Genomic DNA, 25,393 nt, shown 5'->3' with positions numbered 1-25,393 from the left:
TGAACAGGAAATGAACGCTACCTTAAATAAGGCTGAATATTGTTTTAAATATACATAAAAAAGGCGAGAAACCCCATCATGCAAGGGTTCTCTCACCTTTTATTACAGCAGGTATAAGAAAAATAAACAACAAATCATAACACATAAGTTACATATGAAATCTGCATGTTTATAACCTGAAAATAATATACATACACTCCTATACATCCGCATAATGAACGAAAAAGCCAGTATATTGTGTAGACGATAGAAACTAAACCTTTATTCGGTTGGACGATGTTTGTCCGGTTCTTCTATCACAATCGGACGTGGCAGATAGACGGTCATGGTAGTTCCTTCGCCTACTGTGCTGATAGCCTCGATTCGACCACCATGCAGCATCAGAATTTTTTGCACAATGGATAATCCCAGTCCGTTGCCGCTCACCGCTGAATTGCGGGATGTATCTGCTTTGTAAAATCGTTCAAAAATATGCTTCACATGCTCGTCATCAATACCGCAGCCGGTATCCTGCACACTCGTTTTGATCCAATGCTCATCCTCCGTAAGCGTAATATAAATATTGCCTTTTTCGGGAGTGAACTTGATCGCGTTCGATAGTAGATTGATCCATACCTGACTGAGTAGATCCTCATCGCCGTGGAATACGATTTTATCCAGATCGGCGGATACTTCAATATTCTTCGCCGTCCACATCGGTACACAGGAGACGACCGCCATACGCACCTGCTCATCCAGCCGGAAGTTCGACAGATTGAGCTTCACCACATCGAGGGAAGCAAGCTTGAGCAGATTGCTGCTGAGCTTGGATAATCGTTCGCTTTCCTGCTCGATAATCTTCAAATGCTTCATCTGCTCGCTGCTTGCTGTATCCTTGAGCGCGACCGCAAAGCCGCGAATCGAAGTGAGTGGCGTTTGAATTTCGTGAGATACGTTGGAGACGAACTCCTGCCGCATCGCTTCGATTTTGGATAATTGGCTCGTCATCTGGTTGAAATTATTGCCCAGCTCGCCAATCTCATCCTTACGCTTCAGATTCACGCGGACGTTGTAATCGCCCTTCGCTACTTGGCGTGTCGCTTCGGATAGCTTCGCAATCGGTCGTGCGATCAGACGAGCAGCGAACAGGAACAGCAGTACACCTGTTGTCAGCATGACCGACAAGGCAAGAACCATCCATTTGTTCAACTGATTGCTGAATTGATTCGGACGAATGAACAGGGCATAGTGCACACCGTCACGTTCAAAAGGTACACCTACATAACGCGGCTCTGGGTCTTGATTGCCAAATCCAAAATGAAAGTTTAAGCCCGGAATGCCGGAACCACTCTGCATCTCTTTGTTCTCTGGATGATAGATGCCACCATTCAGTACCAATTGCTTCACATCATCTGGAATCGTCCAAGCCTGCTCCAGATCGGGCGGTGGAGGTCCCTTGCCTTCGATGGAGCCGGGTGGTGGCGGTGGAGTACTAGGAGCGCTCGTATGATTGTTCATAGTGGGAGCAGTTGTAGAGGAGTCTTCATTTCCGGTTGACGATGACTCGGGATCGCTCGTTGTATCGCTATTGCTATTGGTATCAGAGGTGCTAGAATCTGAATCCTTAGACGAGGTGGACGATGATTCATTGGAATCGTCGTTTGTCGTCGAAGAGCTATTTGTATTCGTGGACGAATCGGAACCGAACGGGTTGGGAGGAGGTGCCAGACCGAGAGGACCGCCCGGACCGTTACCGTTGGATCGATAGGTCTTGCCATCCTCGCTGATCACCATAATCTGCGTTTGCCCTGCCTGACTATCCAGATATTTCTGCATCAACTTTTCAGGAATCTCTGCCTGCATCGCCGCGACCGCTTCCGCATTACTTAGAATACCGTCTTGTATATATCTGGATTGTTGTCGTTGAATCACCCAATCCGACATCAAAATCGTAATGACAAAGCTGGCAACGATGACGAGAATAAATGTAATCACCAGCTGGCTGTATATATTTTTCAATCCGCTTTCACCTCAATCCGGTAGCCGATGCCGCGGATCGTCTGAATGGTAAACCCATTTTGCTCGGAAAAGCGGTCGCGCAGACGCTTGATATGCACATCCACCGTACGCTCATCGCCGTCATAATCATGTCCCCAGATCTTCTCAATCAGCTGGTCGCGTGTGAAGATCTGACCGGGGAATCCAGCGAGTGTATAAATAAGTTCAAATTCCTTCGCAGGCAATGGCTGCAAGGAACCTTCCACTTCGGCTTCCTTGGTCGCCGCATCCAAGCGTACATTGCCAATCGTGAGCGATTCTCCAGCGAAAATACGGTATCGACGCAGTAATGCCTTGACCCGCATTACCAGCTCCTCTGGTACAAACGGCTTCGCCAAATAATCGTCGGTGCCGAGTCGGAAGCCCTTGATCTTGTCCTCGGCTTCACCTTTGGCGGTCACGAGCAGAATCGGCACATCGCCATAATAGCGACGAATATCCATACACAGCTGCCAGCCGTCCATATGCGGCATCATGACATCGAGGATGATGAGATCCCATTTACCATCGCTTAACATATCAAACGCTTCCTGCCCATCGCGAGCCCGGTGCACGTTATAGCCTTCGCGGGTGAGGTACATATGAATCAATTCCAGAATGGACGCATCGTCGTCAGCGATTAGAATTCTTACCATGGTGTTGTTCTCCTTTGGTCGGGTGATTTGAAAGTTGATTAATTTTGTGCTTGGGGCATTAAACGTTCCGGCAAGGGATAAGGGAACAGACTCCGGTGGAGCTACGAGAATCTACGAATTGGAAGTGTATGTAGATTCTCGTAGCTCCAAGGTCGTCTTTTTCCCTTATTCCCTTGCCTCCACTAAGCGATGCTTGCATCAATTCATTACATAAAATATATATCTAAGATGCTTACAATTCTTGATCATTATATAAAATACATTTAAGGCGAAATCAAGATCGCGAACAAGTCTATAACTGTAACATGTAAAAAATCTTCATATTCAGCCTTCTTAAACAGAGCAGTCTTACAACCATCGCAACTAATGGATACTTAGAAACTACATTCTTCATATCTATTCTTTATTTTATATCGCTTATCTGTAATTAAGCTGAAAACAGAAACATACCCTCTACCTAAATCCCCGAAATCAGCAGTGTATATCAACATGTCTTCGATCAAACTTCATTCAACACAGACCTGTCTACAATCATCCTATCACAATAATATGTAGAGAATATGAACAAATGACCGTATACCCGTTCATTTTCCAAAACCAATCCAACAATCATCCCTGCTCCGATAGATAGTCAATCTCAATGTTCGATAGAAGCACATTTTACTAAAGTAAAACCAGTAATGATAAATGTAATAACGGTATATTAACCCACAACAAAGCGGTAATTCTACAACCAGTAACTATCTACCTAATAACGACAAATCCCTTTAAGAATTTAAGCCCCATATACGTACGAGCACCATGTATGAGCAAAATCGTCATCCAAACAATAAAACCGTCGCAGTCTGAAAAAACGTCTTTCCATTCTACTCTCCACCAAGAGGTAAATAATATTTCGTTGGATGCGGCAAGCACGGAACGGAGGACGTCCCCTTATTCCTCCCCGCAGTGAATGCCAACCCATCCACCGAAAAATTATTTCCATCTCCCCCTTCCTTTTAGGTTCGATTTGAACTAATATAAACGTATATGAACATTAAATAAACCTATTCGAAAGGATGATCATCATGGAAAACCGTTATGTATCTCACCCGAATGATGTAAAAACGTTTGACACTGCCCGTTTGCGCGAGGAGTTTCTGATTGAGAATCTGTTCCAGCCGGACAAACTCGTAACCGTTTACAGTCATGTGGATCGCTATATTGTTGGCTCGGCGGTTCCCACGTCGAAGGAGATCAAGCTGGAAGTGAATCTCAAGGATATTGGTACTGACTTTTTCCTAGAGCGCCGTGAGATCGGCATCATCAATATCGGGGCAACAGGTACGGTTACTGCCGATGGGGAATCCTACGAATTGGGTGCATTTGAATGTCTATACGTATCGCTCGGAACGAAGGAAGTGAGCTTTGCTAGTAACGGTGGAGACACGGCGAAGTTTTACTTTGTTTCCACGCCCGCACACAAAGCCTATCCAACCACCAAATCGACTCGGGAAGATGCAACGCCAAGTCATCTGGGCGACATCAAAACATCCAACGAGCGCACGATCTACAAATACATCCACGAGGGCGGCATTAAGAGCTGTCAGCTGGTGATGGGCATTACGCAACTAGAGCCGGGCAATATGTGGAATACGATGCCTTCGCATACACATAACCGTCGTTCGGAAGTGTATCTGTATTTTAATGTGCCGCAGGATGCAGTCGTGTTCCACTTTATGGGCGAGCCGCAGGAAACGAAGCATCTGGTTGTGCGCGATGGTCAGGTTGCCATTTCGCCAAGCTGGTCGATCCATAGCGGTGTCGGTACGAGCAATTACACGTTCTGCTGGGCAATGGCAGGCGAGAACCAAACGTTCGATGATATGGACGCCGTTGCCATGCAGGATTTAAAATAAACCCAAAAACACCATTTCGGTACAATATATAGAATGCGTAATGCAGACAAGTATTGATGTTCACTACAAACTGGATAACAGACGACGTGTGCCTTTACATCTTTGCTCATCTGCATGGGCTTCTACGCAGGAATCATCTATACAAGCATGTGCCGGAAGGGACGGGGGTTGGAATGAGCGCAATCAAGCGGCATGAGAAGATTATGGAACTATTGATCGCCAATCAGGAAATTACGGTTGGCGAATTGAGTGATACATTGAGCGTAACAGGCAAGACGATCCGTGAGGATCTAGCACGGCTGGAGGAAATGGGGTTGCTCATGCGTGTGCATGGCGGCGCCGTTCTTGCGCAGAATGACCAGTATGGCATTCTGTCCGGTCAGGGCATCAACACCAAGCATATGCCGGAAAAGGGCGAGATTGCCGAGCGGGCGTTGTCATATATTCAGCCGAACGATATTATCGCGCTGGATGGCGGCAGTACGACGCTGGAAATTGCTCGCCGCTTGCCTGCCATTCCGCTGACGGTCGTGACCAACGATCTGTTTATTTTGAGTGAGTTAGCACGGCGGGAGCAGGTACGCTTGGTCGTACCGGGAGGCGAACGGAATCGCAATATGCTGATTAGCAGTCAGGCGATTGAATATGTGCGAGGGCTGAATATTCACAAAGCCTTTGTCTCGTCGACAGCGCTGCACCCGGAGTTTGGCTTGTCCATTTATACTGGCGATCTGGTTCCTTTCAAAAAGGCATTGGTCGCAGCGGCGCAGCACGTATATGGCGTTGTGGATCACCAGAAGTTCGGGCAGTTCGCGCTCTGGACCTTTGCTGCTTGCTCGGAGATGGATATGATCATCACTGACAGTGGATTGTCGGATCAGCAGGCAGAGCAGTTTCGTCAGGCGGGCGTACCACTTGATGTAACAAAAAGTTAGCCCAAGTACAAGGCGTTTCATTTGATAACAGAAGGAGCAATCGACATGAATTCATTTGATTTGCGTGGCAAGGTTGCACTGGTCACAGGGTCGAGCGGTGGATTGGGACAGGGGATGGCACTGGGACTGGCAGAAGCGGGCGCAGATGTGGTGTGCGTATCGTATTCCAGTAGTAACGATACAGTGGAAAAGATCCAAGCGCTCGGACGCGATGCGATCTCTATCGAAGCCGATCTGAGCAAGCATGATCAGCTGGAAAATGTCGTCGGGCAAGCACTGAATTTTAAAGGAAACATCGATATTCTGATCAACAATGCAGGCATTATCCGCCGTACGCCAGCTGCGGAGCATTCGTGGAAGGATTTTGCGGATGTGATCGATCTCAATCTGGAAACGGTCTTTTATCTGTCACAGCTCGTTGGGCGTCATATGATTGAACGCGGTAGCGGCAAAATTGTCAGCGTCGCTTCCATGCTGTCATATCAGGGCGGTATCAATGTGCCGGGCTACACTGCCAGCAAGCACGCAGTCGCTGGTATTACCAAGGCGCTTGCCAACGAATGGGCATCCAAAGGCATTCAGGTCAACGCGATTGCACCGGGCTATATGTTGACCGATAATACCGCACCCATTGTTGCTGATCCGGCACGCTTTGATGCGATTACGGATCGTATTCCAGCAGCTCGCTGGGGAACAGCAGAAGATATGAAGGGACCAGTTGTGTTCCTGTCCTCATCTGCGTCCGATTACTTGAACGGTCATGTGCTTTGTGTAGATGGCGGCTGGTTGGCGCGTTAAGCTGCATGTATGCAGTAACGTATTCTTATTGAGAGAAACGGGGTGCATTACATGAGACAATCCGTGCTTTCCCATATTTATGGTAAGCAGCCGGCTGCCGATCTGGCAGTACGTGTCGCTGCTGGTGGCTTTAAGGGTGTGCAGCTGGCGCTCGCCAAAGCCATTTCCGATATTGACACGTCTAATGGCAAGCTAAGCCCGGGGCTGGGCAATTATGTGGCGGAGCAATTTGATCGTCAAGGTGTGCGTATTGCTGTGCTTGGCTGTTATATTGATCCGGTTCATCCTGACCGCGATGTGCGGCGTAGCGAGATTAACCGATTCAAGGAGCATCTGCGATATGCGCGTGATTTTGGATGCAGTATGGTGGCGACAGAGACGGGTTCGTTTCATACATACCAGTCGACTCATCCCGACAATTATGCGGAGATCGGCTGGCAAACGCTGCGCGAAACGGTTACTGAGCTGGCGGAGGAAGCGGAGAAATGGGGCGTACATCTGGCGATTGAGCCAGTAGCCACGCATACGCTGCATACCGCCGAGCTGATGGAGCAATTGATCAGCGAAGTGCCTTCACCGACAGTAGGGATGCTGTTCGATCCATGCAATATGATGAAAACGGAATTTGTGGATGATCAGCAGGGATTTTTGCGTGGGGTGTTTGAACGATTGGCGGAGCGTATCATTTTGATCCATGCGAAGGATATGCAGTTTACTGCGAATGGGCAAAAAGAAGAAGTGCTGGCGGGAACCGGCATTTTGGATTATCCATACTTCTTTGAGCTGTTGCAGCAGTACAAGCCGCATATCGATATTTCGCTGGAAGGTGTGACCAAGGAGCAGCTGCCGCAAGCGTCGCTGCATATGCGCCGAATCTGGCAGGAACAGCTCAGTCGGCATCATCATACGAACGGTTAACACATCCGGCGGACAGAATAGCCAAGGATTCACATGATGGATGCTGCCAACGCTGCCTTTATCTACGAACAGACATTAATACAAAGAAACAGGCATCATTGGATTTCGATCTGGGGTGTCTGTTTCTTTGTGTGGCTCTGTTTTGATTTGGGCTTTGTATGTGGAGAGATGTTCATTTCGTAGGGTGAAGCAACGGACGCAGGGGTAATAATGTCCATCATCTGTTGTGAAAGGGGTTCATCTGAATATGACCAATAGATCTCAGCAGCATCGTCCCGTAGCAGTCGTCACGGGAGCAGGAATCGGGCTTGGACGCGGCATTGCCTCTGTACTGGCGCAAAAGGGGTATCGACTGGTACTTACCTGCCATTCGGAGCGAGAGGAAACAGAACAACTGGCGCAGGAGCTAGCACATCAGTATGGGACGGACAGCTATATGATTGAGAGCAATCTGGCAGAGCAGGAGGAAGTGGAGCGCACCATCCGTGAGGCGGTGGAGCATTACGACCGGATTGATCTGCTGGTAAACAATTCAGGTGGCAGTACGATGAATCCACTGGTGGAGCTAGAGCCAGACGATATCAATTGGATGATCAATCTGGATTATCGCGCACCGATTCTGGCAACACGTTATGCGGCACAGGCAATGATTGAGCGCCAGATTGCAGGTAGTATCATCTATATTACCTCGTCACGTGGGGAACGTGCGTATCCGGGTGACAGCATCTATGGCGGAATGAAGGCGGCATTGATCCGCTCCTGTGCGTCGCTGGCGTTAGAACTCGCACCGCACGGCATTCGGGTCAACTGTGTCGCACCGGGAGCAACCGTCAATCGACCAGAGCAGGACGCATTGACCGAACCGCTTGGACACAAAATCCCACTCGGGCGTATGGGAACACCGGGCGATATTGGTGAAGCGGTAGCATGGCTATCCTCGGATGCCGCATCGTATATTACGGGGATCAATCTGCGTGTAGATGGTGGGTTGATTTTGCCGGGAATGCCTGAAGATGTATCAGAGGAAGCTGGATACGGCTGGGGCAGAGTGTACAAGGATTAATTGTTAAATTAGATATAACCTGCTCAAGCTTTCAAGCTGCTATAAGAGCGGTATTGTCATATAAGCTAGAGAAGGTATAAGAGACGAAGAGTCTGTATTTCCATTGAGGAGATACAGACTTTTTTGGCGTGGAAAAGGTTCGTGATGTTGTTCTAATTGTTGCGGCTTCTGGGGTTCATTAGAACTTCATTTGACTAACGTGTACCTACCAAGCATAATTAATATTATTTTATAAATATATTTAATTGCACACAAAATAGTTTTGTGTTAATATTATTTATACAAAGTAAATGAAATGATTCTAACGCTTGCTGACAATGAACCATTCGCTAGTCGGTATGATGAAATAGACGACGGTCTGCACAGACTTTATTTTACAGACGTACAAACAAAGCACACGTATTCTATCACTCAACATCATGGAGGAATGTAACATGTACAAATCCGTAATCATTGGTACTGGACCTGCTGGTTTGACTGCCGCTATTTACCTCGCTCGTGCTAACATGAGCCCACTTGTTATCGAAGGACCACAGCCCGGCGGTCAATTGACCACCACAACGGAGGTTGAGAATTTCCCCGGCTTCCCTGACGGTATCATGGGTCCTGAGCTGATGGACAATATGCGCAAACAAGCAGAGCGTTTTGGCGCTGAGTTCTATACTGGCTGGGTCGACAACGTGGATATGTCCGAGCGTCCATTCAAATTGCAAGTGGAAGGCAAAGGCGAGATTGTCACTGAGACGCTCATCATCTCCACTGGTGCAACTGCCAAATACCTCGGCATTCCGAATGAGCAAGACAATATCGGTCGCGGTGTCAGTACTTGTGCAACCTGTGACGGTTTCTTCTTCCGTAATAAAGAAATCATCGTAGTCGGTGGCGGCGATTCTGCACTGGAAGAAGCAAGCTTCCTGACTCGTTTCGCTTCCAAAGTAACACTGGTACACCGCCGTGAAGAACTGCGCGCTTCCAAAATCATGCAAGATCGCGCCCGTGCCAATGACAAAATCGAGTGGGCGCTGAACCGTACGCCACTGGAAGTTGTTGCTGGACCACTCGGCGTTACTGGTCTGAAAGTACTGAACAATGAAACAGGCGAAGAAGAGATCATCGATGCACACGGCGTATTCGTAGCGATTGGTCACCATCCAAACACCGGCTTCCTCGGCGGACAGATCACTACCGACGAGAACGGCTATATCGTTACTCATGCAGGTACATCCGAAACGAACATCCCTGGCGTATTCGCGTGTGGTGACGTACAGGATACCCGCTATCGTCAAGCGATCACCGCAGCAGGCAGCGGCTGTATGGCAGCGATGGATGCTGAGAAATTCATCGAAGCGACTGAGCATGCGGCAGTAATGCTGTAAGGATAGATGTAATCTTTTACAACAATATATCAATAAACAAAGAATCCACTCCTATCATGGGGTGGATTCTTTGTTGAACTGTAAGGCTGGCTCTTTGTCTGTTCAGCTGCTTTCTTTTATCGGACGAACGATCATTTCGCTCACATCCACGTGTGCCGGTTGCTTAATGGCATACAGAATTGCTTCGGCGATGGCTTCAGCAGGTAGAGCGATCCGGCGATATTCGCGCATAAATGCTCGTGAATGTTCATCGGAGATGCTGTCTGCCAACTCGGATTCGGTAACGCCCGGTGACACAAGGGTGACACGGATATGCGATTCGGTTTCCATGCGCAATCCATCCGAAATGGCTTTCACGGCGTATTTGGTCGCACAGTAGACAGAAGCTGTCGGTGTTACGGAATACGCACCGATTGAGGCAATATTAATGAATTGTCCACTCTGTTGCTGCTGCATGATCGGGAGAGCCGCTGCAATGCCATGTAAAACGCCGCGTATATTCACATCGATCATGCGATTCCATTCATCTATTTTGTTTTCCGCCAGATTGGATAGTGGCATTACACCAGCATTGTTCACCAGAACATCCACACGACCGCATGTGTTCTGTGCATACTGGACAAACTCTTGCATATCCGCCACATCGGTCACATCGAGCTGGCGACAGTACGCTGTACCACCCGTTTCCTGAATCTCTGCAACCAGCGCTTCCAAACGATCGATGCGCCGAGCCCCCATCACCACAATCGCTTGATGCTGCGCCAACAGTCGTGCTGTTGCTTCGCCAATGCCGCTGCTTGCCCCCGTGATCAAGACCACTTTGCCTGCAATTCCATTCATTACTTCTGTGTTCATCATGATATTCCCCTTTCGCTATGGATATTCTTAGTATGCGTGTGAGGGAAAGGGGAGCGGTAGAACAATACAAGCATAGCATTGCCTAATCCTCGCAATGCCGTATATATTCTGACATTTTTAACGAAAGGATGGGTATAATACAAACAACAGGAAGGATAAGGAGGAAGTACAAATGACGAGTACCCATACTAAGCAGTACCTTTCATCAACATTACATGAATTAGGCTCTCTGATTGCCCAATACTGCAAAAGCGATGGTGTGTATCAGACGGATTTTCCTGCCTTATCGCTTATCCGCAATACCGATGAGACTCCTATTTATACGGTGTATGAGCCATCCATCTGTCTGGTGGCACAGGGGGAGAAGTTAGTTTTACTGGGGGAAGAGCAGTATCATTACGGACCGTCTGAATACTTCGCCGTATCGGTTGATCTGCCTATTTCCGGTCAGGTGATCAAGGCTTCGCCCGATGCGCCTTATCTGGCTGTTCGGTTGCAGATTGATGCCCAGCACATTTTAGAGCTGATGCGTGATATGGAACATATACCTGCTTCGCAGGGAGAGTTGGAACGTGGATTGTTTGTCAGTCATGCAGATACAGATATGGTGGATGCGTTTGTCCGCTTGCTCAAGTTGATAGACAAGCCTGAGGATCTGCCGATCCTTGCCCCTATGATTGCACGAGAAATTCTATACCGGGCGTTGCGAGGGAAGCAGGGGAATGCCTTACGACAGATGGCGCCCGGTGCTGGTCGAGCTGCTTATATCGCGGAGATTATTCAGCATATCCGCGATACATATAGCGAGCCCCTGCATATTGATGAGCTGGCTTCCAAGGTCAACCTGAGTCCATCTTCGCTGTATCGTCATTTTCGCGATGTCACGATGATGAGCCCTGTACAATTTCAAAAGCAGATTCGGCTTCAAGAAGCGCGGAACATGCTGCTGAATGACTCTATTCAAGCTGCTGAGGTGGCATTTCAAGTAGGTTATGAGAGCCCTTCGCAGTTTAATCGGGAATATGCGAGAATGTTCGGACTGCCGCCCATCAGCGATATTCGGAGACTACAATCTACGTCAGCATCTATCATGAATGAGGATGAAATGATCCATGATTGACTGATCAACGATGGACGGTAATAATACATGCAGAGCCGTTCCTCTATAGGAAACGCCATGCTTCTATCCTACCATCCTCTATTTTCAAAAATGAATCGGCTTGTACATGATACAGATCGGGAAGAGCAGGGTAGTCATGGATTTCCACTTGCCAATCTGTGAGATTCCAACTGTACAGAGGCAATCCCTGTCCCCAAGCAAACAATGTGCCAGCAGAGGATACAGCAAGCTGCGCCTGTGGATGCATAAACACATCCTCTATACCGGAGTCCATTGAAAAAGCAGGCACCTCCAATAAAACTTTCTGCCGTGTGCGTTGGTTTACATGGTAGATCAGTATAGCAGGCGCTGTTCCTTCTGTATCCCAATCCTCTTCATCTAGCATATCTTCATCCACTTGTCCCCAGATAGCGAGCCGTTCGTGATCCAGCCATACCATCGGCACATCCCAATCGATGAGCGGGCTCCAGATACGATCCCGTGATTCTCCATCCTCGGATTCCCAGACGTTGTTCATCCAGTCATCCATACTCCATGCTACCGTAATGCCGACCGGTGTCCAAGCCCATCCGGTTTCCGCCACATACTTGCCATCAGGCGATACATGCAGTTGTCCGTGAAAATAATCCAGATAATGGTCATCTCGTGAGTACGAGTCCGAATGCACCTGAGGAACCGGACGTTCACTGATCGCACGGACATCCGGCAGTAAGGAGGTCAGCTCCAACCGATTCCAATCTTTGCCATGAATAAGCAGCACCTGCTGATCGCGTTGTACAAAAGCAAGCGGATAGGTAGATTTGTCATAATGATACTCGCCTCGATTGAGTTCCATGACCATATTGCCAGATTCCAGATTAAGTACGACGGCATGCCGTCCCAACGTATTGCTTACAGCAGCAAAACGACCACAAGGGCTTATCACCAGTTGAACCGGATGTGTAGCATGGAATTCCATCAAGTCAAGCTGAGCAATCCTTTGTACTGCACCGGACAGCAGATCAATCTTCCATACTTGCTGCTGCTCATTCAGAGCGATCAATTGCGGTTCCATGGTTTCAGTTGCAACCGACGATGGCGACCATTCGCGAATGGCAAGTAGTTTGCCAGGATTCTGTTGCAGGGGTGGATACGAGCAGTGTTGTATGTTCATATGTATACTCCTTTGCAAATCTATAAAATGAATGACAAAAAAAGCGACCGACCTCTGTAGTATAACAAAAGTCGTTCGCTTGCTATGAGATACCAATATATCGGTTACAACTTATATACTATCTATCCATTGCCGTGTCATCTACAATCGCTAAAAGAACAGCTTGGTCACCGCTTGAAAGATCAGGAAGAATGCAAATCCTACTGCCAGCAGCGAAGCTCCTTTTTTGCGTTTTGCCTGCGAGAAATTAAACACACCCAGACTGAACAACGGCACAATAATCAAGGCAAATACAAACATCAGTACGTAAAAGGGCAGCGAAATATCAGCATTTTCCCAGAACGTCATGGTTGCTCTCTCTCCATTTCACAAGTAGGTTCATCATCCTGCTGTTCTCCATCCATCTCTGTGGATCGCATACCGGCAATCGCCGTCCGACCTCATCTATATATTCCGATTGCTATCTATCTCTGACAACACACAGACTTTGTTCATTCAACAATCGCGTGTCTGACGAAAACAAAGACTGCCCAACAATTACCAATAACGAAATTATAGTCGAAAACCGATAAAAGATTCACAGCCAAATAAGGCGATTTTACGTCAAATTTGAGATAAGCACGGTTGCATCTTATCATTCCACCACTTATTACGCTAGCTGAACCGCTCCTTATTCCAGCTATAGTCTATATATAGGTGCCCGCTATTCAATAAAACTATAACGGATTCAGTACCTTTTTGGTCCAAATCTATTGAAAACCTGTATATTCCGAGTATAATACTTGGTATATAAAGAGATTGAAGGTGAGTATAACTGTGAATCCTATTCAGAATATCGTAACAGAACGCAATGATGACTATCTCGACCTGCTGAATTATGCAATAGCGATTGGAGATCAGGAGTGGCAGCAGGAGATTCTATCCAGCTTGGCACGTCTGAATCATTCTCAGCAATGGCAGCGTGAGTGGGCGGTAACTGAACATCTGTGGAGACAGTTCGACCGCATCAATGGCAAGCTGTTGGAGCTGTATGACAACATCCGCGAGAGCACCGATGATACCGTCAAGCAGCATCTACTAGAGCAATGGTGGGAGCTGAAGCTGCAACGCATCTCCGTATCGCGTCAAATTCAGGAAGAAACTGCTGGTCTAAAACATGATTGTGAATCGTGCCGCTAAGGTGGCTGTCCATATACCCGACGTGATGTGCATGATATACGTGTGAACCAATACTACGCGTATCCATATGTACATGCCAAAAACCGGACAACTGACATTGCCCGGCTTCTGTATTACTCATGTATGTTATTGCTGTACAACTATGAAATGTTGCCCAGTAGCAGCCGATCCGCCAAGACACGGCGCTACCGTCGTACAAATAAGCCAGTATGGATTCACATGGACATGTGAATTACATGCTGGCTTGTTTCATGTCACGCATCATCGACATCATGGATGTCATCATTTCGTCGCACTCTTGCAATTTGCTCATCATCATATTCATGTCCATATCCATGTCTTTCATCATGGACATATCCATTTTGTTGCACATTTCCATCATCATTTTCATGTTGTTCATTTTGCTCATCATGTCTTCCATACACATACCCATCATCATTTGCATACACATTTTATCCATTGTTGCCATCTCCTCTAAAATGTATTTTTGATGTTACCGGGTACAGAGCCGTTAGATGAAGCCCTGACGCTGTTAGCATACTACATTTTCCTATTAAAAACAATCAGATTATGGAAAATATAGCGTGCGATAATGCGTCTAACAACGGAAAGATGTAGGTGTGATTCAGAATATATTTATACTATTCGCTTCTGTGCTTGCTAGCCTCTCACCGAGCGTGTAAATACCCAAATCGCATCTGCCATTTTACGTATAGCCCTGACACCTTATATGTATGTAACCGGATGGATGCAACATCAATCGTGTACGCATGACGACCAGATACCAACAGCCCGTAACGTCATGCGCAACAGTGTATGTTCTTTATTGAGGGAGAAGCATTAGATCGATACGCGTACTCTACCAAGAAATTGGGAGATGGCAGAATACGCCGCTCCGATAACAGTCGATTGCTCACCTAGTTCAGAATACTGAATGACTAGCTTTTGACGATGATACGGCAAGGTGCGCTGCGAGACGACCTCTTCTACATACGGCGCAATCCACGGTTCTGCTTGTCGCATGTGACCGCCGATAATGACCAGCTCTGGGTTAAAGCTGTTAACCAGATTGGTAATACCGATACCCAGATATTCACCGATACGTTGGAATAAACGAATCGCTTCCGGCTCATCCCACAATGCCTGCTGTACCCAGTAGGCAGTATTCGTATTGGGCTGTGGATCGGGCATGGCATGTTCATAGGCAAGCTCGGAAGCATACAATTCCCAGCATCCGCGACTGCCACATGAACAGGGCAGACCGTACGATTCCACCGACATATGCCCGGTTTCGCCAGCGTATCCGCGCGCACCTTTGTACGGTTCGCCATCGATAATAATGCCGGAGCCGATACCCATACCAACGCTGACATACACGAGATGTCGAGCGTGACGACCAGCGCCAAACTGCAACTCGCCAATAGCACCTGCATTGGCTTCATTATCGATGGTAACGGGTAAGCTGAACAGCTGCTCCAATTCCTCGCGTAGCGGCACACCTTCCCAGCCTAGATTGGGGGCAAATAATACATTGCCCAGTTCATCGACCATGCCCGGTACACCGACCCCCATGCCGATCAAGCCATGCACGGATGGAGGAACCTCAGCGAGTAGATGCGCCATCATGCGCTGCATCAGCGATAGCGTCGTTTCCAACCGATGATCCGGCAAAGGCTCTGTCTGGCGGGTAATAATGATGCCTTCCAGATTAGTCAGCACAATCGTCAATTCGTTGACACTCAGTTCTACGCCTGCGGCATAACCAGCACCGCTATTGAATTCCAGCATGAGCGGCTTACGACCGCCACTGGATTGACCTTCGCCAGATTCTAGCACAAGCCGATCATCGATCAATTCCTGCACAAGATTGGAGACAGTCGCTTTGTTCAGCCCGGTCAGCTGCGATACACGAGTGCGCGACAGGGGGGCGTAACGACGAATATTTTCGAGGACAAGGGATTTATTTATTTTTTTAACCAGCGCCTGATCTCCGGTGATTTTCATACTATTTCTCCTCTCCAAATGGTAGTTCGAATACTTTGTTTATCGAATAGACAAAGTGATGTATATATGTTAGGATAGCGATGTAAACGATTTCTTACAAGAAATATCTGGCGGAACAGCCGTCGGCTGGCGCAAGATATGGGCGATCCGGACGCAGGCATTGCCATCCGGTTATGAATCAGACGAATCGTGAGGAGGATTTATGTAATGGCTTATTTTGCAGACATTGAGAAAGTGCAATATGAAGGTGTCCAATCCAAAAATCCGTATGCGTTCAAATTTTACAATCCGACCCAAGTTGTCGCCGGCAAGACGATGGAAGAGCATCTGCGCTTCGGTATGGCATACTGGCACACTCTGGTTGCTGGTGGCGCCGATCCGTTCGGTGTAGAAACCGCTTCCCGTCCATGGGGTCATCTGACTGGTATGGATCTGGCAAAAGCACGCGTTGAGGCGCTGTTCGAGCTGATGGACAAGCTCAATATTCCATACTTCTGTTTCCATGATGTAGACATTGCTCCCGAAGGCGACAGCCTCCGCGAATTTTATAACAATATCGATACCATTGTCGAGCTGATCGAGCAACAAATGAAGCAAACTGGCAAAAAGCTGCTCTGGAATACTGCTAACATGTTTAGCAATCCGCGCTTTATGCACGGTGCTGCTTCTACCTGCAACGCTGATGTATACGCGCATGCAGCGGCTCAGATCAAAAAAGGTCTGGAAGTCGGCAAGCGTCTCGGCGCAGAAAACTACGTATTCTGGGGCGGTCGTGAAGGTTACGAAACGCTGCTGAATACCGATTACGCTCTCGAGCAGGACAATATGGCGCGCATGTTCCATCTGGCAGTCGATTATGCGAAGGAAATCGGCTTTGACGCTCAATTCCTGATCGAGCCAAAACCAAAAGAGCCAACCAAGCATCAGTACGATTTCGACGCGGCAACCGCAATTGCCTTCCTGCAAAAGTATGATTTGAAGGATCATTTCAAATTAAATCTGGAAGCGAACCATGCGACCCTTGCTGGTCACACGTTCCAGCATGAGCTGCGTGTTGCTCGTACGAACGATATGCTCGGCTCGCTGGATGCGAACCAAGGCGATCTGCTGATCGGTTGGGATACAGACGAATTCCCGGTTGACCTGTATGCGGCAACCACAACAATGTACGAAGTGCTGCAAAACGGTGGTCTTGGTCGCGGCGGTATTAACTTTGACGCCAAAGTACGCCGTCCATCATTCCATGCAGACGATCTGGTCATCGCACACATCGTTGGTATGGATACGTTTGCCAAAGGATTGACGACAGCGGCTCGTCTGCTGGAAGATCGCGTATTCGAAGACTTTATCGACAAACGCTACAGCAGCTTCCGTGAGGGCATTGGCGCTGACGTGGTTGGCGGCAAAGCTACTCTGTCTTCGCTGGCTGAATACGCACTAAATAACGAGAATCCGCGTGCCAACGAATCGGGACGCGAGGAATTGCTGAAAGCAACGCTGAACCAGTATCTGGTAACAGAATAAGTTCCAGCATTCCATCACAACACGCATGTGTTTACAACGCCTTCTATATTTATAATGAAAATGGAGGAATTGGAAACAGGTTGATCATAAATACAGGTCTTTATGTGGAGAAATCTACCTTTGCCTCACACACCATACCATATAAAGTTCTGGCATCTGCCTATTCCGATTTGTTATCCCCATTCCTTCATGTACCGATGCTCCCTTGTATTCCCGTCAGGGAAGAAGGGAGCATTTTGGTTAGAACGGCGATGATCTACATCGTATTCATGCTAATCATTGCAGTCATACCAATCATCGTAGCAATGCCAATAGATGAAGGAGGTCCATGAGATGAGTTATGTAATTGGAGTCGATCTTGGTACGAGTGCTGTCAAAACGGTACTGGTGAATCGTCAGGGACAGGTGGCATTTGAAGCGTCAGAGGCATATCCGCTATCTCAGCCCAAGCCGGGCTATAGTGAGCAGAACCCGGAAGACTGGGTAGAAAAGACGATCGTATCGCTGCGTAAGCTGTTGGAAGTATCGGCTGTACCCGCACATGAGATTGAGGGCTTGAGTTTTTCCGGGCAAATGCACGGCTTGGTTCTACTGGATGATCAGCATCAGGTCGTGCGTCCGGCGATTCTGTGGAACGATACGCGCACAACTGCGCAATGTCGGCGCATTGAGCAGGAGTTGGGCGACGATCTGCTTCATATCGCGCGAAACCGTGCACTGGAAGGCTTCACCCTGCCGAAAATATTGTGGGTGCAGGAGCATGAACCGGAGCATTGGAGCAAGGCGGCGCTGTTCCTGCTGCCGAAGGATTATGTGCGTTATCGGCTAACGGGCGATCTGGCGATGGATTATTCAGATGCGGCAGGCACGCTACTGCTGGATGTAGCGGGCAAAACATGGAGTCCACGCATCGCAGAAGTGTTCGGGTTACCGGAGTCCTTTTTCCCAAGGTTAGTCGAGTCGTTTGACGATACGGGTGCATTGCTGGCGGAAGTGGCAGATGAGACGGGGCTAAGTGCGCAAACGCGTGTGTATGCGGGCGGCGCAGATAATGCCTGTGGTGCAATCGGGGCTGGTATTCTGAGCGAGGGGCAGACGATGTGCAGCATCGGTACGTCTGGTGTGGTGCTGTCGTACGAAGAACGCCGCAATCTCGATTTTGAAGGCAAAGTACACTTTTTCAATCATAGCGAAAAGGACGCCTTTTACATTATGGGCGTGACGCTGGCGGCGGGCTATAGTCTGGAATGGTTCCGCAGTACATTTGGCGAGGGTCGTTCATTTGAAGCGCTGCTGGATGGAGTGGATCAGATTGCGCCGGGAGCAGCGGGACTGTTGTTCACGCCTTATATTGTTGGGGAGCGTACCCCACATCCAGATGCGGATATTCGCGGTAGCTTTATCGGGATCGACGCCGCGCACAAGCTGCCTCACTTTGCGCGTGCTGTGCTGGAAGGCATTACCTTCTCTCTGCGCGAATCGATTGATATTTTACGGGAATCGGGGAAAAGCATTACCGAGGTCATCTCCATCGGTGGCGGCGCGAAGAACGAGACATGGCTGCAAATGCAGGCGGATATTTTCAATGCCGAAGTGATTCGTCTGGAAAATGAACAAGGACCAGCGATGGGCGCAGCGATGCTGGCGGCATACGGCAGCGGCTGGTTTGAGTCGCTGGAGCAATGTGCATCCGCATTCCTACGTACATCGCGCTCCTATACACCGGATCAGGAGCGGGCGGCGCGGTATGATGAGCTGTTCCAGATATATCAGGAAGTATATACACAGACCGCAGGCTTGAGCAGCAAGCTAGCGGCATTTCGCGGATAAGGAACCTATAGTGAGCAGAGCCTCTTTTCAACTAAGAAAGGGGCTTTTTGCTCTATTCTCGTTCACCTAACCTAATCAATACCCGTCATCTACATGTTCATTCGTATACTCGCATCTATACAAAATGTACTCGTATCCATAGCAAATGTGCTCATATCAACGGCAAACTATATCCCTATCAGCTACGGTGCTATAATACAATAAGCCAAACAGCAAGCACCTATGCCCACAATCGTATCCCTACAGGCGTTCTGTAGGTTATATGTTCAAATGAGCATAACCATGCGTTAGGCCAGCGTTTTTTTGTAAAAAAACAATGTCGTTTGCGCAACTATGCAATCCTTGCTGCGTTTATCTGTAGAGAAGATAAATAAATGGCTCCATTCCGCCGTCTATCTATTATCCCTATCGGGTCTTTTGCCGATATAATGGACTAAAGTGAATTTATTTTGGGAAGGGCGGATACGTCTGCATGAAAAGATCAAGTCACCTCTGGGCTAAGACCCTTTTGGCCGGAACGCTATTATTTGCCGGTCTACCGCTCGTCGCTCCTCACCAAGCTGCCTATGCAGCCACTACACAGATTACAGCAACCAGTCAAAGCGATGTCGCCGATCAGCTGTATCAAGCACTGATGAATCGCGATGCGCAGACGACCATTTCATATAAAGGAAGCACCACCGGTCTAAAAGCAATGCTACAGGACGCATTTGAACAAGCATTGGAAAAAGACCCTTACACACATTATGTGCTCGATAGCTACGGTCTGAATTGGCGCCAAAGTGCTTCGGCTGCCAAAGTTACCGTGCAGATGAACTACCGCGAAACCGCAGCACAAACCGCCTACGTACAAAGTCAGGTCAAACAAATTCTGTCTAGCATTATCACATCCGGCATGAACGATCATGAAAAGGTCAAAGCCATTCATGATTGGGTTGTGCGTAATGTGAAGTATGATGGTACGTATACTCGCTATACCGCCTATGAAGCGCTGCATGACGGAACTGCCGTCTGTCAGGGCTATGCACTGCTCACGTATGAGCTGCTCAAGGAAGCAGGCATTCAGAATCTGATCGTAGAAGGAACCGCAGGCGGCGAGCTGCATGCTTGGAATCTGGTTAATCTGGATGGTACATGGTATCACCTCGACACCACATGGGATGATCCCGTTCCCGATCAAGGCAACTATGTACAAACCAGCTACTACCTGCTGACAGATAGCCAGATGAAAAAGGATCATAACTGGACCAAAACATATCCGGCTGCTAGCACCACGTACCAGAGCACACTGAGCAAGCTGATTGCAGCTGGCGGTGACAAAACGAGCGTCTACCAACAGCTGCAACGTGCCTTGGATTATGTAAGTTTGTCTTCTACACCAAGCAGCAATACACAGACAAGTACCAGCGCAAGCAATGGCGCAATCAGTACATCGACTGCACTGAAGGCGCAAGTACAAGCCGCTCAATCCAGCGGTAAAAACTCACTTGTATTCCGCTACAGCGGCAACCTGACTAGTCTAAAAAGTGACCTGCGTACGTTGTCCTCCATCGGTATTCGCTCCATTTCGTATACCGTGCAATCGGGCAGCAACACCAGCGATCTGAAAGTTACACTGAACTGGCAATAAGCGGTATAGCGTAACTGACAATTTGTACTCCAATAGTATATGTAAAATGATCGGTCATCTCCTGTCCTGTACAGGAGATGACCGATTTTTATATGTGCATTTCTCCGCTAGTATCACGTAATCATTCGTTGGTAAGAGCAGATGAGTAAGAGTTAGGCGCTAGACCAGCTACGGAAAGGCTATAGATGCCAGAACCATCATCCCATAACTACTTTCCTATCGATAGCTACGGAATATTTCTCGCTTCTATTACTTCCATATTGTTATATGAGCAAAAAAATGGATAACAATATGGAAATTCAATTCCCTCGCTTTTCTCATACAAACATCAATGATAACCTTTACAAATTAATAAAAATAGAAAATAGTTAATATTTATGTTTACTATAAAATCAAGTGGATATGAGTCTGGATATAAAGAAAGGAGGATGCAGGAATATTATATTTCCCTCTGATGAAAGCGTTTTTATAATTAAGATAGACCTGAGACGGACGCGAGATCGCCATTCCGATTGCTGAATGTACAGGTTAAAATGCATAGAGAGGATGGGTTAACATTGCATATAAAAAGCAAAGTCGTGACCTTACTAGTGATTGTATCGCTAATTCTGACTACGTTTGGGGATAGCCGTACATATGCTGCACATTGGGCATTGAGCGGAGATGTGGGCGTGCATGATCCTTCCATTATTAAAGAGGGAAATAGCTGGTATGCCTTTTCGACAGGGCAAGGTATTCAAGTGCTCAAGTCGGATAACGGCACTAACTTTTACCGTGTGCCACAAATTTTTCTGACTGCACCATCATGGTGGAAAACGTATGTGCCGAATCAGACTCCAATGGATGTATGGGCACCGGATGTGAAGCAGTATAACGGCAAAACATGGTTGTACTACTCCATTTCTACCTTTGGTAAAAATATCTCTGCCATTGGTCTTGCCTCTGCAAGCAGTGTAGGCGCTGGCAGCTGGAAAGACGAAGGCGTCGTACTGACAACCAATGGTACGCAAAACTATAACGCGATTGACCCTGAGCTGGTGATTGATGCTAATGGCGATCCGTGGCTTGCATTTGGTTCATTCTGGAGCGGTCTGAAGCTGACCAAGCTGGACAAAAACACGATGAAACCGACAGGCAGTTTAACGTCCATCGCGACTCGTACAACCAATGGTGGCGCGATTGAAGCTCCATCCATTACGTATCGCAACGGCTATTACTATCTGTTTGCTTCGATTGATAACTGCTGCAAAGGTGTGAACAGTACCTACAAAATCATTTACGGTCGTTCCACTAGCATCACTGGTCCGTATGTGGACAAAAACGGAGTCAGCCTGCTGAACAACGGTGGTACGATCCTCGATGCAGGCAATGATCGCTGGAAAGGTCCGGGCGGTCAGGACATCTATGGCACAAACATTATCGCAAGGCACTCGTATGATGCTAACGATAACGGGAATCCGAAGCTATTAATTAGCGATCTCAATTGGGATTCAAGTGGATGGCCAACGTATTGACGATGCACGATGATCTTCTTGTTTAGCATTATGATGTAACATAATAAACCGGTTCTCCTATCCAGCAGAAGGAGAGCCGGTTTTTCTATTTTTACGCTATCTATCGAATCGCTGCTTAAACAGGCGCTTCGTCGGTTGATAGTATGATAGAGGAAAAGGAGGCGATCTGTATTTCTTCTCAATCGATTATTGTCCTTGCTGGAGCTACCGGCGATCTGGGTGGACGCATTGCAAGAGAACTGGTTAAGCAGCCGAATGTTCGTGTGAAGGCACTTGTACGTCACAGTACGACTGCCGACAAATTGAAAAAGCTACATCAGTTAGGCGTGGACATCATTGCTGTTGATTATTATCAGCATCATGATCTGATTGCGGCGTGTCAGGGAGCGGATAGTGTGGTCTCGGCACTGAGCGGTCTGTATACCGATGTGGTGGAAACGCAGAGTCGATTACTGGATGCGGCAGTAAAGGCGGGCGTACCGCGTTTTATCCCATCCGACTATTCGATGGATTATCGGTATTTGCCAGATGGCTCTAATCGCAATCTAGATTTGCGTCGGCAGTTTATGCAACGGCTGGATGCAGCGCCGATTCAGGCAACATCGATCTTGAATGGGGTATTTGCCGATATTCTGACAGGGACTGCGCCATTGGTTCTATTCCCTATTCACCGAGTGCTGTACTGGCAGGATGCAGATCAGCCCATGGATTTTACGACAATGGATGATATAGCTGCGTTTACGGCGCGTGCTGCGCTAGATGAACAGGCACCGCGCTTTCTGCACATCGCGGGGGATCAGGTGAATGCGCGTCAGCTGGCTTCGGTGATGGAGCAGTTGACGGGGAAACGCCACCGTTTGCTGCGCGGCGGCAGCCTGAAGTCTTTGCGCCGATTGATTGCCATCATGCGCCGCGTGGCTCCGCAGCCAAATGAACTCTATCCAGCGTGGCAGGGGATGCAGTATTTTGACGGCATGTTTAGCGGTTTGGGTAAATTGGAGCGACTGGATAACGATCGTTACCCAGATCTCGAATGGACATCGGTGCAGCAGGTGCTTGCTGCGCATTTGGAGAAGTAGTGGTATGAGGTAATCGGGAATTACGAATCAGGAATCAGTCATACTTGTGCAGATCATATAGAATGAATCGAAATAAAAAAACCTTTCTGTAGGGGCAGCAGTCGGATATCACCGATTGCACGCCAGAACAGAAAGGTTTTTTGCTATAATTGCACGTTCTACATACACTTTACCAGACTCACAGACTCACAGACTCACAGACTCACAGACTCACAGACTCACAGACTCACAGACTCACAGACTCACAGACTGCTTCTGGTGTTAGAGTAGACGTTGGTATTACACATCCTGACGTGCGCCGGTATCCAGATCACATTGCTCCAATGGAATCACGCGCGTACGTTTGATCCATTTATAGCCCAGCCACAATAGAAGGAATAGCGGTACGCTAATATACGTGGCAAAGATCGACTGCCAGTCAATGCCATCCGCAGAGAAGTACGACAGACTCTGACCAACAATCACGACAGCACACAGAACAAAGGCAAACAAAGGACCGAACGGAAACCATCTAGCACGGAACGGCAATTCATTCAGATCGCGTCCCTGTGCGACAAAGGCGCGGCGGAACCGATAATGACTAATTGCGATACCTAGCCACGTAATAAATCCACACATTCCCGACGCATTCAGCAGCCAGTTGTACACGATCCCGTCGCCGAACAGCGAAGCGAAGAAGGCGAGCATCCCGAAGGCAGCCGTAACGATCAACGCATTTTGCGGAATACCGCGTGAGTTGAGGCGAGCGAACATTTTGGGCGCTTTGCCTTCGCGTGCTAATGCGAACAGCACGCGAGTGGACGCGTACATGCCGGAGTTACCAGCGGAGAGTACGGACGACAGAATGACTGCATTCATGACCGCAGCCGCGAACGCCAAACCTGCCTTTTCAAAAATCAGCGTAAACGGACTGACGCTAATATCGGTCAGATCACTACCGAGCAGCGATGGTGTGGTATACGGAATAATCAGACCAATCACCAGAATCGCCAAAATGTAGAAAATCAGAATACGCCAGAACACCTGACGAATTGCGCGTGGCACATGCTGACGTGGATTCTCACTTTCACCCGCAGCCACACCGATCAGCTCGGTGCCTTGGAACGAGAAGCCTGCTGCCATGAACACACCGATAAAGGCAAGCAACCCGCCGTGGAATGGAGCATCGCCAATCGTAAAGTTGCGGAAGCCGACCGCTTCGCCGCCCATAATGCCAAAGATCATCAGCACGCCGACGATCAGGAACACGATTACGACCGCAATCTTGATCATAGCGAACCAGTATTCAGCTTCTCCGTAACCTTTGACAGATAATACATTCAGCAGGAAGATCAGCGCGAGGAACAGTAGACTCCATACAAACGATGAGCTTTCTGGGAACCAGTATTTGATAATAATCGTCGCCGCCGACAATTCCGCAGCGATAGTGACCGCCCAGTTGTACCAGAAGTTCCAGCCCATGGCAAAGCCAAATGCTGGATCAACGAACCGTGCTGCATACGTATTAAATGAACCCGAGTCCGGCATATATGTTGCCATTTCGCCTAGACTGGTCATTAGAAAATACACCATAATGCCGACGCACAGATAGGCGAGCAATGCGCCGCCTGGTCCAGCTCCGGCAACCGCGCCGCCGCTCGCAAGGAACAATCCAGTTCCAATCGAGCCGCCGAGGGCGATCATCGTCATATGTCTGGCACGCAGACCGGCTTTCAGTGTAGTAGGGGTTGGTTTTGTTGCAGGTGAACTCATGTTGCTTGGATACACTCCTTCATCAATATCCAGGGAAAGAAAGCAATAAAAATAGACCGCAGGCGAGCTGCGATCTATATACAGATAGAC

General features: G+C 48.1%; 21 protein-coding genes. 13 read left to right on the top strand and 8 right to left on the bottom strand.

The window, feature by feature from the left end:
* Positions 1-261: 261 nt before the first annotated feature.
* Complete coding sequence (locus ABXR35_RS21950; protein ID WP_367064202.1) at positions 262-1,998, bottom strand: sensor histidine kinase; 1,737 nt, start codon at positions 1,996-1,998, stop codon at positions 262-264.
* Positions 1,995-2,672: a response regulator transcription factor gene (locus ABXR35_RS21945; protein WP_367064201.1), complete on the bottom strand. Its 678-nt coding sequence runs from the start codon at positions 2,670-2,672 to the stop codon at positions 1,995-1,997. Before ABXR35_RS21945 ends, ABXR35_RS21950 begins: the two co-directional genes overlap by 4 nt.
* A gap of 1,067 nt (positions 2,673-3,739) precedes the next feature.
* On the opposite strand from ABXR35_RS21945, the gene kduI reads away from it, so the two are divergent.
* The 6 genes from kduI (at position 3,740) to trxB (ending at position 9,660) form a co-directional block, all read left to right on the top strand.
* On the top strand, positions 3,740-4,570 hold the full coding sequence (gene kduI / locus ABXR35_RS21940; RefSeq protein WP_367064200.1) for a 5-dehydro-4-deoxy-D-glucuronate isomerase: 831 nt from the start codon (positions 3,740-3,742) through the stop codon (positions 4,568-4,570).
* A gap of 173 nt (positions 4,571-4,743) precedes the next feature.
* Complete coding sequence (locus ABXR35_RS21935; RefSeq protein ID WP_367064199.1) at positions 4,744-5,505, top strand: DeoR/GlpR family DNA-binding transcription regulator; 762 nt, start codon at positions 4,744-4,746, stop codon at positions 5,503-5,505.
* A gap of 45 nt (positions 5,506-5,550) precedes the next feature.
* On the top strand, positions 5,551-6,303 hold the full coding sequence (gene kduD / locus ABXR35_RS21930) for a 2-dehydro-3-deoxy-D-gluconate 5-dehydrogenase KduD (RefSeq protein ID WP_367064198.1): 753 nt from the start codon (positions 5,551-5,553) through the stop codon (positions 6,301-6,303).
* A 51-nt stretch (positions 6,304-6,354) separates the two neighbouring features.
* The gene (locus ABXR35_RS21925; RefSeq protein WP_367064197.1) at positions 6,355-7,221 is read left to right on the top strand and encodes a sugar phosphate isomerase/epimerase family protein; all 867 of its coding nucleotides are present in this window, start codon (positions 6,355-6,357) and stop codon (positions 7,219-7,221) included.
* 247 nt (positions 7,222-7,468) lie between these two features.
* The gene (locus ABXR35_RS21920; protein ID WP_367064196.1) at positions 7,469-8,284 is read left to right on the top strand and encodes an SDR family NAD(P)-dependent oxidoreductase; all 816 of its coding nucleotides are present in this window, start codon (positions 7,469-7,471) and stop codon (positions 8,282-8,284) included.
* A 434-nt stretch (positions 8,285-8,718) separates the two neighbouring features.
* The gene (trxB, locus tag ABXR35_RS21915; protein WP_367064195.1) at positions 8,719-9,660 is read left to right on the top strand and encodes a thioredoxin-disulfide reductase; all 942 of its coding nucleotides are present in this window, start codon (positions 8,719-8,721) and stop codon (positions 9,658-9,660) included.
* Positions 9,661-9,762: 102 nt separating this feature from the next.
* On the opposite strand, the gene ABXR35_RS21910 is transcribed toward trxB, so the two are convergent.
* The gene (locus ABXR35_RS21910; protein WP_367064279.1) at positions 9,763-10,500 is read right to left on the bottom strand and encodes an SDR family oxidoreductase; all 738 of its coding nucleotides are present in this window, start codon (positions 10,498-10,500) and stop codon (positions 9,763-9,765) included.
* Between the two features lie 190 nt (positions 10,501-10,690).
* Between ABXR35_RS21910 and ABXR35_RS21905 the strand changes: the two genes are divergently transcribed.
* Positions 10,691-11,638, top strand: coding sequence for an AraC family transcriptional regulator (locus ABXR35_RS21905; protein WP_367064194.1), 948 nt, complete (start codon positions 10,691-10,693; stop codon positions 11,636-11,638).
* Positions 11,639-11,681: 43 nt separating this feature from the next.
* Here ABXR35_RS21905 and ABXR35_RS21900 read toward each other — a convergent pair whose 3' ends face one another.
* Together ABXR35_RS21900 and ABXR35_RS21895 are read right to left on the bottom strand one after the other, a co-directional pair.
* Positions 11,682-12,791: a YncE family protein gene (locus ABXR35_RS21900; RefSeq protein ID WP_367064193.1), complete on the bottom strand. Its 1,110-nt coding sequence runs from the start codon at positions 12,789-12,791 to the stop codon at positions 11,682-11,684.
* 150 nt (positions 12,792-12,941) lie between these two features.
* Complete coding sequence (locus ABXR35_RS21895; protein WP_367064192.1) at positions 12,942-13,139, bottom strand: hypothetical protein; 198 nt, start codon at positions 13,137-13,139, stop codon at positions 12,942-12,944.
* A gap of 468 nt (positions 13,140-13,607) precedes the next feature.
* On the opposite strand from ABXR35_RS21895, the gene ABXR35_RS21890 reads away from it, so the two are divergent.
* On the top strand, positions 13,608-13,970 hold the full coding sequence (locus ABXR35_RS21890; protein ID WP_367064191.1) for a hypothetical protein: 363 nt from the start codon (positions 13,608-13,610) through the stop codon (positions 13,968-13,970).
* A 232-nt stretch (positions 13,971-14,202) separates the two neighbouring features.
* Here ABXR35_RS21890 and ABXR35_RS21885 read toward each other — a convergent pair whose 3' ends face one another.
* Both ABXR35_RS21885 and ABXR35_RS21880 read right to left on the bottom strand, forming a co-directional pair.
* On the bottom strand, positions 14,203-14,430 hold the full coding sequence (locus ABXR35_RS21885; protein ID WP_367064190.1) for a hypothetical protein: 228 nt from the start codon (positions 14,428-14,430) through the stop codon (positions 14,203-14,205).
* Positions 14,431-14,810: 380 nt separating this feature from the next.
* Positions 14,811-15,974: an ROK family protein gene (locus ABXR35_RS21880; RefSeq protein ID WP_367064189.1), complete on the bottom strand. Its 1,164-nt coding sequence runs from the start codon at positions 15,972-15,974 to the stop codon at positions 14,811-14,813.
* Between the two features lie 207 nt (positions 15,975-16,181).
* Here ABXR35_RS21880 and xylA point away from each other — a divergent pair, with 207 nt between their 5' ends.
* The 5 genes from xylA to ABXR35_RS21855 all read left to right on the top strand — a co-directional run bounded on the left by xylA (position 16,182) and on the right by ABXR35_RS21855 (position 23,551).
* Entirely contained in the window at positions 16,182-17,498 is a 1,317-nt protein-coding gene (gene xylA, locus ABXR35_RS21875) for a xylose isomerase (protein WP_367064188.1), read from the top strand.
* A gap of 333 nt (positions 17,499-17,831) precedes the next feature.
* A complete protein-coding gene (gene xylB / locus ABXR35_RS21870; RefSeq protein ID WP_367064187.1) occupies positions 17,832-19,328 on the top strand; it encodes a xylulokinase in 1,497 nt (498 codons plus the stop codon).
* 472 nt (positions 19,329-19,800) lie between these two features.
* On the top strand, positions 19,801-20,958 hold the full coding sequence (locus ABXR35_RS21865; RefSeq protein ID WP_367064186.1) for a transglutaminase domain-containing protein: 1,158 nt from the start codon (positions 19,801-19,803) through the stop codon (positions 20,956-20,958).
* A gap of 578 nt (positions 20,959-21,536) precedes the next feature.
* Positions 21,537-22,472 (top strand): arabinan endo-1,5-alpha-L-arabinosidase AbnA, encoded by a 936-nt coding sequence (gene abnA / locus ABXR35_RS21860; protein ID WP_436669403.1) that lies wholly within the window; start codon positions 21,537-21,539, stop codon positions 22,470-22,472.
* Positions 22,473-22,615: 143 nt separating this feature from the next.
* Entirely contained in the window at positions 22,616-23,551 is a 936-nt protein-coding gene (locus ABXR35_RS21855) for an aromatic alcohol reductase (RefSeq protein WP_367064185.1), read from the top strand.
* Between the two features lie 279 nt (positions 23,552-23,830).
* Here ABXR35_RS21855 and ABXR35_RS21850 read toward each other — a convergent pair whose 3' ends face one another.
* Positions 23,831-25,303: an amino acid permease gene (locus tag ABXR35_RS21850; RefSeq protein WP_367064184.1), complete on the bottom strand. Its 1,473-nt coding sequence runs from the start codon at positions 25,301-25,303 to the stop codon at positions 23,831-23,833.
* Positions 25,304-25,393 lie beyond the last annotated feature (90 nt).

It is taken from the genome of Paenibacillus sp. JQZ6Y-1 (assembly GCF_040719145.1).
GTDB lineage: Bacteria > Bacillota > Bacilli > Paenibacillales > Paenibacillaceae > Saccharibacillus > Saccharibacillus kandeliae.
The sequence above is the reverse complement of the archived record's forward strand: the minus strand, read 5'-3'. Positions and strand labels throughout refer to the sequence as shown.

Bases quoted from the DNA above. Each gene is read 5' to 3' on its own strand.
- ABXR35_RS21945 (WP_367064201.1), bottom strand. From the start codon at position 2,672: ATGGTAAGAATTCTAATCGCTGACGACGATGCGTCCATTCTGGAATTG.
- kduI (WP_367064200.1), top strand. From the start codon at position 3,740: ATGGAAAACCGTTATGTATCTCACCCGAATGATGTAAAAACGTTTGAC.
- ABXR35_RS21935 (WP_367064199.1), top strand. From the start codon at position 4,744: ATGAGCGCAATCAAGCGGCATGAGAAGATTATGGAACTATTGATCGCC.
- kduD (WP_367064198.1), top strand. From the start codon at position 5,551: ATGAATTCATTTGATTTGCGTGGCAAGGTTGCACTGGTCACAGGGTCG.
- ABXR35_RS21925 (WP_367064197.1), top strand. From the start codon at position 6,355: ATGAGACAATCCGTGCTTTCCCATATTTATGGTAAGCAGCCGGCTGCC.
- ABXR35_RS21920 (WP_367064196.1), top strand. From the start codon at position 7,469: ATGACCAATAGATCTCAGCAGCATCGTCCCGTAGCAGTCGTCACGGGA.
- trxB (WP_367064195.1), top strand. From the start codon at position 8,719: ATGTACAAATCCGTAATCATTGGTACTGGACCTGCTGGTTTGACTGCC.
- ABXR35_RS21910 (WP_367064279.1), bottom strand. From the start codon at position 10,500: ATGAATGGAATTGCAGGCAAAGTGGTCTTGATCACGGGGGCAAGCAGC.
- ABXR35_RS21905 (WP_367064194.1), top strand. From the start codon at position 10,691: ATGACGAGTACCCATACTAAGCAGTACCTTTCATCAACATTACATGAA.
- ABXR35_RS21900 (WP_367064193.1), bottom strand. From the start codon at position 12,791: ATGAACATACAACACTGCTCGTATCCACCCCTGCAACAGAATCCTGGC.
- ABXR35_RS21895 (WP_367064192.1), bottom strand. From the start codon at position 13,139: ATGACGTTCTGGGAAAATGCTGATATTTCGCTGCCCTTTTACGTACTG.
- ABXR35_RS21885 (WP_367064190.1), bottom strand. From the start codon at position 14,430: ATGGATAAAATGTGTATGCAAATGATGATGGGTATGTGTATGGAAGAC.
- ABXR35_RS21880 (WP_367064189.1), bottom strand. From the start codon at position 15,974: ATGAAAATCACCGGAGATCAGGCGCTGGTTAAAAAAATAAATAAATCC.
- xylA (WP_367064188.1), top strand. From the start codon at position 16,182: ATGGCTTATTTTGCAGACATTGAGAAAGTGCAATATGAAGGTGTCCAA.
- xylB (WP_367064187.1), top strand. From the start codon at position 17,832: ATGAGTTATGTAATTGGAGTCGATCTTGGTACGAGTGCTGTCAAAACG.
- ABXR35_RS21865 (WP_367064186.1), top strand. From the start codon at position 19,801: ATGAAAAGATCAAGTCACCTCTGGGCTAAGACCCTTTTGGCCGGAACG.
- ABXR35_RS21855 (WP_367064185.1), top strand. From the start codon at position 22,616: ATGATAGAGGAAAAGGAGGCGATCTGTATTTCTTCTCAATCGATTATT.
- ABXR35_RS21850 (WP_367064184.1), bottom strand. From the start codon at position 25,303: ATGAGTTCACCTGCAACAAAACCAACCCCTACTACACTGAAAGCCGGT.